At 41.3% G+C, this 7,691-nt stretch carries 7 protein-coding genes and 1 CRISPR repeat array; of the genes, 6 read left to right on the forward strand and 1 reads right to left on the reverse strand.

Annotated elements, in window-relative coordinates:
• Window position 1: 1 nt before the first annotated feature.
• Window positions 2-205 (reverse strand): DUF2536 family protein, encoded by a 204-nt coding sequence (locus HNQ82_RS13785; protein WP_032100156.1) that lies wholly within the window; start codon window positions 203-205, stop codon window positions 2-4.
• Between the two features lie 136 nt (window positions 206-341).
• Here HNQ82_RS13785 and HNQ82_RS13790 point away from each other — a divergent pair, with 136 nt between their 5' ends.
• From HNQ82_RS13790 to csx2, 6 genes are all read left to right on the forward strand, one after another.
• Window positions 342-980 (forward strand): class I SAM-dependent methyltransferase, encoded by a 639-nt coding sequence (locus tag HNQ82_RS13790; protein ID WP_183250314.1) that lies wholly within the window; start codon window positions 342-344, stop codon window positions 978-980.
• Between the two features lie 18 nt (window positions 981-998).
• Window positions 999-1,697 carry a 5'-methylthioadenosine/S-adenosylhomocysteine nucleosidase gene (gene mtnN, locus HNQ82_RS13795; RefSeq protein WP_183250316.1) on the forward strand — a complete coding sequence of 233 codons (699 nt, stop codon included), beginning with the start codon at window positions 999-1,001 and terminating at the stop codon, window positions 1,695-1,697.
• Between the two features lie 44 nt (window positions 1,698-1,741).
• Window positions 1,742-2,665, forward strand: coding sequence for a PLP-dependent cysteine synthase family protein (locus HNQ82_RS13800; RefSeq protein WP_183250318.1), 924 nt, complete (start codon window positions 1,742-1,744; stop codon window positions 2,663-2,665).
• Between the two features lies 1 nt (window position 2,666).
• Window positions 2,667-3,800 carry a bifunctional cystathionine gamma-lyase/homocysteine desulfhydrase gene (locus HNQ82_RS13805; protein WP_183250320.1) on the forward strand — a complete coding sequence of 378 codons (1,134 nt, stop codon included), beginning with the start codon at window positions 2,667-2,669 and terminating at the stop codon, window positions 3,798-3,800.
• 62 nt (window positions 3,801-3,862) lie between these two features.
• Window positions 3,863-4,093 (forward strand): YrhC family protein, encoded by a 231-nt coding sequence (locus HNQ82_RS13810; RefSeq protein WP_425486272.1) that lies wholly within the window; start codon window positions 3,863-3,865, stop codon window positions 4,091-4,093.
• Window positions 4,094-4,466: 373 nt separating this feature from the next.
• Window positions 4,467-5,658: a CRISPR direct-repeat array (repeat unit 30 nt; unit sequence GTTTGTATCGTACCTATGAGGAATTGAAAC).
• A 138-nt stretch (window positions 5,659-5,796) separates the two neighbouring features.
• A complete protein-coding gene (csx2, locus tag HNQ82_RS13815; protein WP_183250324.1) occupies window positions 5,797-7,521 on the forward strand; it encodes a TIGR02221 family CRISPR-associated protein in 1,725 nt (574 codons plus the stop codon).
• The last annotated feature ends 170 nt before the right edge of the window (window positions 7,522-7,691 follow it).

The following is a 7,691-nucleotide window of genomic DNA, read 5'->3' on the forward strand; positions in this document are numbered from 1 at the left end:
TCTATTTTTTTGCTTTAAAATGCACCATCGCACTATAAAGACGTTGTCCGTTTTCTAACAGTTGCATGTGATACGAAACATGATGCACTTCAAGCATAATCGCTTTGTTATGTTCAATTTGCTCATTAATTTTTTTCTCTAACGTCGCTAAGTCCGTCGCTTCGAAAAATTCCACTTTATCTTGAATGAGATCAAACGTAATCATCGTCTTCCTCCTTTCTACACGTAGTTTAACATATTTCCATTGAACATCTAAAAAAAATGTGGTAGATTGAGAACAGTAGCGTATTTAATTCATACTATACTTATAGGAATTATTATATTTTGTGGAGCGTGACATCATGGGACGTGAATTTTTAGACATCTTTGAGAATTGGGCACAGTCGTACGATTCGTCTGTATACGGGCACGATGAACAATACCGTGACGTATTTGACGGATATGAGACGATTTTAAATACAGTCGTTGAAAAAAGCGGCAACGTCGTTTTAGAGTTTGGCGTCGGAACAGGAAATTTAACAAAAAAATTGATCGAAGCGAAAAAAACGGTATATGGCATTGAACCGTCCACACCGATGCGTGAACTCGCCAAAGAAAAACTCGGTGATGTGACGATTGAAGACGGAGACTTTTTACAGTTTCCTTTGCCGAATGAACCGGTCGATACGATCGTGAGCACATATGCATTTCACCATTTAACAGACAAGGAAAAGGAAGAAGCGATCGGCAAATATAGCGCACTTCTTCGTAAAGGTGGTAAAATAGTGTTTGCTGATACAGCCTTCATTGATCGCGAAGCGTATGAGGCGATGATTGCAGAAGCAAAACAAAAAGGATTTGTTGACTTAGCAGAAGATTTGCAGCGCGAATATTACACGACAATTCCTATTCTTGAGCGCGCGTTTACAACAAACGGTTTTACCGTCACCTTTACGCCGATGAATCGTTTCGTCTGGTTGATGGAAGCTGTCAAACAATAAGTGAAAGAGGTTGAAACGATGAAAATAGCAATCATTGGAGCAATGGAAGAAGAAGTGGCGATTTTGCGCGAAAAAATAGCCAATCGAACAGAAACGACCGTGGCGAATTGCTCTTTTTATAGCGGCACGTTAGACGGAGCCAACGTCGTTTTATTAAAATCAGGCATCGGGAAAGTGAATGCGGCGATGTCGACAACGATTTTATTAGAACGTTTTGCCCCAGATGTTGTAATTAATACAGGCTCTGCTGGCGGTTTTGCCCCATCATTAAACGTCGGAGATATCGTCATTTCGACAGAAGTTGTTCACCATGATGTCGACGTCACCGCATTCGGCTACGCTTACGGTCAAGTGCCAGGCATGCCAGCGCGATATGTTGCCGATGAGCGATTAGTGCAAGCAGCCGAAACGAGCGCAGCGCACATTCGCGACATTCAAGTGGCGAAAGGATTAATTGCGACAGGCGATTCATTTATGCACGATCCAGCGCGCGTCGATTTTGTACGCACACAATTTCCAGACTTATATGCCGTCGAAATGGAAGCGGCTGCGATTGCGCAAGTATGCCACCAATTTGGCGTCCCGTTTGTCGTCATTCGCGCGTTATCAGACATCGCTGGCAAAGAGTCAAACATATCGTTTGAACAATTTTTACAAAAAGCAGCCCTTCATTCATCTGAGCTTGTGCAATTAATGGTGAATGAATTAAACAAATAGGAGAGTTTTCCTCTCCTTCTTTTCATCTTTTGGGAGGTTACAACATGAAAGTAGCGAAAAACGTGCATGAATTAATCGGCCATACACCGATCGTTGAAATTACGCAATTTCCGCTTCCAAAAGGGGTACGCATATTTGCGAAATTAGAATATTTGAATCCGGGCGGAAGCGTCAAAGATCGTCTCGGACAAGAATTGTTAAACGATGCGCTAGCGACAGGAAAGTTAAAAGAAGGCGGAACAATTATTGAGCCAACGGCAGGCAATACAGGAATCGGTCTTGCGCTTGCTGCGATCGGGAAAAACATTCGCGTCATTTTTTGCGTGCCAGAAAAATTTAGCATCGAAAAGCAACAACTGATGCGCGCACTTGGCGCAACCATCATCCATACGCCAACGAGCGAAGGAATGGCAGGGGCGATTCGGAAAGCGAAAGAGCTCGCCGCTGAAATTCCAAACTCCTATTGCCCACAACAGTTTGAAAATCCAGCTAACCCACGCACGTATTATAAAACGCTCGGCCCAGAAATTTGGGAGCAACTAGACGGACAAATTGACATTTTCGTTGCTGGTGCTGGATCAGGCGGCACATTTATGGGAACGGCGAAATTTTTAAAAGAAAAAAATGAGCGGATAAAAACGGTCATCGTTGAACCAGAAGGGTCGATTTTAAACGGTGGAGCACCGGGTCCGCATCGCACTGAGGGAATTGGCATGGAATTTTTGCCACCATATATGGATACGAGCTATTTTGATGCCATCCATACGATTTTAGATGACGATGCGTTTCAGCGCGTCAAGGAGCTTGCGCAAAAAGAGGGACTGCTTGTCGGCAGCTCATCTGGTGCCGCGTTTCATGCCGCTTTATTAGAAGCGGAACAGGCGGAAGAAGGAACGAACATCGTCGTCGTTTTTCCAGATAGCAGCGAACGATATTTAAGTAAACATATTTATGAAGGCGGGATGTAACGTGAGAAGAAAAACGAAATTGATTCATGGCGGCATTGCCGGAGATGTGCATACAGGGGCTGTCTCTGTTCCCATTTATCAAGTGAGCACGTATAAACAAGAAGCGGTCGGCGTGCATAAAGGATATGAATATTCACGTACAGGCAACCCGACCCGCCATGCGTTAGAGGAACTTATTAAAGATGTGGAAGAAGGATATGCTGGCTTTGCGTTCAGCTCAGGCATGGCAGCCATTACTGCCGTCATGATGTTGTTCAATAGCGGCGATCACGTCATTTTAACTGACGACGTATATGGTGGCACGTATCGCGTCATGACGAAAGTATTAAACCGCTTGGGCATTGCATCAACGTTTGTCGATACGAGTGACTTAGCGAACATTGAAGCGCACATTCAACCAAACACGAAAGCCATTTACATCGAAACGCCGACAAATCCACTTTTAAAAATTACAGACGTACAAGGGGCATCAGCGATTGCGAAACGTCATGGATTGTTAACGATTGTCGATAATACGTTTAGCACACCATATTGGCAAACACCAATTGCGCTTGGCGCAGACATCGTCATTCATAGCGCGACAAAATATTTAGGTGGTCATAGCGATGTTGTCGCTGGGCTTGTCGTTGTCAATAGCGAACAACTCGCAAAAGATATTCATTTTATTCAAAACTCGACAGGCGGCATTCTCGGTCCGCAAGATTCGTGGTTATTGATGCGCGGCATAAAAACGCTCGGCATCCGCATGGAAGAACATGAACAAAATACGCGCAAAATCGTTGAATTTTTAACGAATCATCCAGCGGTTACGCGCGTGTATTACCCTGGGCTTCCGTCACATCCAAATTATGATGTAGCGAAAAAACAAATGCGCGGCTTTGGCGGCATGGTGTCATTTGACGTCGGTAGCGCTGAAAAAGCGGAACAAGTATTAACGCGCGTCCGCTATTTTACGCTAGCGGAAAGTTTAGGAGCGGTAGAAAGTTTAATTTCACTCCCAGCAAAAATGACGCACGCCTCTATTCCGAAAGAGCGCCGCAATGAACTAGGCATTACCGACGGCCTCATTCGCATTTCTGTCGGGTTAGAAGATGCCGACGATTTAATGGAAGACTTAGCACAAGCTTTGGCATAAATTACATCGCCCCCTTTTTTCTTTTCTATGATACATTGAAAGAAGGAAGGGGGACGGTTATTTTGGAACAACAAAAGCGACATTGGTTAGGAAAAGCGCGTGACTATAAAGCATACAGTCTCGTTTTATTTGCGCTTAGTGCGTTTTTATATGTCGGAACATGGATTCCAAACGCCATTGACGAAGCGAAGCGACCACTTGTGCTCGGAGCGGTGTTTATTCTCATGCTTTCCTCTATTTTTTTCTCCCACCGTTCACACATATATGCACGAAAAATAGAAGAAGAAGCATAAACCCCATTTTCGAACGAAACAAAAACGTGTAAAATAAAAGAAAATGGGCAAAGGGGGAATGTATGATGATGTGGATGATTACAGGTCTAGTCATTACAGCCGTCATCGGTTTTGTTATTATCGCGGAAGTGAATGCCGAAGCATAAAACAGTCTCTAAACAGGAGACTGTTTTTAATACAATTCACTTGTGATAAAATTCACAACTGTCGTCGACCTCCAATCTTGCAAAAACCCCGGGGGATCGACGACACTTCATTTTTTGTGAATTTTTTAGCTGTATCAACGGACATAGACTATTGACTGAATTTTCAAATGTATGTATAATGATGTTGTATAGCTTTTCCATGTGTTGATATATCAACACTTTTTTGGGTTTGTATCGTACCTATGAGGAATTGAAACATATGATTCAATTGTTTACGGGGTTTGTTGGATCCGGGTTTGTATCGTACCTATGAGGAATTGAAACTGTCATAGTCTTCGATGTTTAATTCGTTGACTATATAGTGTTTGTATCGTACCTATGAGGAATTGAAACATTTTTCATCGGCAATTTCTACGCTAGGAGGATTGTTCTGTTTGTATCGTACCTATGAGGAATTGAAACGGTAGTGACTATTATAGACCGTGGAGTGTAGATAAAACAGTTTGTATCGTACCTATGAGGAATTGAAACCGATGACATCACACATCCATTGACAGTAGCAAATCAGTTCGTTTGTATCGTACCTATGAGGAATTGAAACAATCCCGTCGGTTTATGAACAAAATTAGGCAATTCACAAGTTTGTATCGTACCTATGAGGAATTGAAACCTGTTCCTGTATCTAGGGCATATAACCAGTCGGGTTTGTTTGTATCGTACCTATGAGGAATTGAAACTTTTCCCAATTGTGCCAATAAACAGGAAAAGAATTCTCGCAGGTTTGTATCGTACCTATGAGGAATTGAAACATATTTCAGTTTTTTTTCCTGAGAAAGTGTCTTAAAAAGTTTGTATCGTACCTATGAGGAATTGAAACCCGCATGATGTGTATGTGAGGGGGGCGTTCTGATGAAGGTTTGTATCGTACCTATGAGGAATTGAAACCTTTTTTCCGCCCGTTGCAATATGGGCACGTGGCTAAGTTTGTATCGTACCTATGAGGAATTGAAACGCGATGAGGATTTTAGACAACGTATGAAAGAGGAAAGTGTTTGTATCGTACCTATGAGGAATTGAAACTAGACTCAAAAGAGGGGGAGAGAAGACCTCTCCCTAAGTTTGTATCGTACCTATGAGGAATTGAAACCTCGATATTAATTTGTTTCAAAGCGATATTAGCTACGTTTGTATCGTACCTATGAGGAATTGAAACCAATTTTAGATTGATAATTAAAACTTGTTCTCTTTTTTGTTTGTATCGTACCTATGAGGAATTGAAACACGAGACCTTTCGTAGCCCCGTCTCCAAAGACAAGGTCGAAGTTTGTATCGTACCTATGAGGAATTGAAACAACATATCGTAGATAATGCCTTCCGCCAGCACCCATAGTTTGTATCGTACCTATTAGCGATTGGCATGGGTTGTATTGAAAAGTAGGGATGTTCATACCCTGCTTTTATTTTTTTAATTACAAATTTCAGAAAAGTATTGCGTAAAAAATAGTTCGTTTGTATCATCAGTAATATGAGGATATTTTTTGAAAAGGTGGATACAGGATGAAATTACTAACATTTCTCGGTGCGAATGACTATCGTGAAACAACGTATCGTTTTCGGGAGCGTGTGCATACGGCAAAGTTTTTTCTATCTGTCCTTATTCAAGAACTGCAACCAGATGAAATATACGTATTTATGACAGATGGGGCGCGAGAAAAAAACGAAGCACCGTTGTTTGACGAATTAAAACAATACGGTGTAGATGAAAAGAAAGTGCATGCTGTGCGTATTCCCGATGGGCAAACAGAAGAAGATTTGTGGAATATTTTTTCCATTCTCGCTGATCAAGTGCATGAAAATGACTCTATCGTTCTTGATATTACGCACGGCTTTCGGACATTGCCGCTCGTTGGAACAATTAGTCTGCAATATTTGAAATTTGTGAAACAAGTACATATTGCTGGGGTATATTATGGAGCGTTTGAAGCAAGAAAAACAGAGCACATCAATGGACAAGAAGTCGTTGTTGCTCCGACGTTTGATTTAACTCCTTTTGTTCACCACCTTCCTGAATGGCAGCGGGCAGCAAATGAATTGATGGCATTTGGTGATGCGAAGACACTAGGTTCATTGCTTGAATCATTACATAATCAGCTTCGAAAACAAAACATTGCGGTGAACGAACTGAAACGCTTTGGAAACTACGTTAACGATATTAGTGCGTATTTAAGAACGGGACGAATTAAATCGTTTACCCAACTATTTTCAAAGTCTGAAAGCATATTGCAACAAGAACAACTCTTGAAAGAAATTGAACAGTTTGTGCCACCTGTCCGCTACATTTTTCATCAGCTTGTGAACTATGTTCAATGCATCGCCCCGAAACAGTCACGATTGCATACATACTACGATTTAGCGATTTGGTATGGCGATCACCACTTGCTTTCTCATTGCTTCATTATGTTGCGAGAAATGATTGTTTCGCTCATATTGGAACGGGTGCTTGATGAAATTGGGCCAATGCCGGATGAGCGCGAATTCCGTTACGATCCAATACGGAAAAAAGGTGAGCGACTGCTTATTACATTGTTAAAACAACAAGAAAAGAAAAAGTTACACAATCCGTTGTTGAAAGAGCTTGCAGAGAAGCTTCATCGGCTGACAAATTATCGCAACGATCTTGGACATTTTAGTTTCCGAACAGATCATGTGCCGCCGAAAGTTTTCTATCGTTTCTATGAAGAAGAAATTAAATCTTACAAGTTATTTCAGTTTTTAGAAAATGAGCAACTTTGGAAAGAATTTAAAACATGGCATGAAGAACAAACGATAAAGGAAGAAGCGAAAGAAACCATTCTAATTACTCCGTTAGGATTAAGTAAAGGGTTGCTTTATAGTGCTATTGTGCACAATCAACCAGAAGCGATATGGCTATTAACATCCAAAGAAAGTGCGAAGCAAGTGAACGATGTTTGTCAACAAGCTGACTTTCATGGCAACGTTCATGTGGTAGTGATGGAAGATCCGTATACAGATTTCAATCGTTGGCAAACGTATATGAATCAGTTCGTTCATGCAATAGAAACGGACAATCGTGTGCGTTTTGTTGTGAATTTAACAGGTGGCACGACGGCGATGCAATATGTTATCCAACAAATAGCAGAAAGGCTAAAAGAAAAAGGCGAACACGTCCAATATGTCGCACAAGTAGACCGAAGACCTGTGAATGAGCAACAAGAAAACCCATACGTGCTTGGGGAGCAAATGATCGTTGAAGGGCATTAAGGGGGTAGTAATTGTTAAAATATTTTTGTAAAAATCAACAAAACTCTATATACAATTTACAAAAAATTACAAGGTAAAAGAGCCAACAAAGCCAAGAGAATGGTTAAGGAGCTAACTGAAAATGATTAAAACATATAAGGTTATGCTACTTCCGAATAACAAACAAAAAA

Source organism: Anoxybacillus tengchongensis, assembly GCF_014201585.1.
GTDB classification, from domain to species: domain Bacteria; phylum Bacillota; class Bacilli; order Bacillales; family Anoxybacillaceae; genus Anoxybacillus; species Anoxybacillus tengchongensis.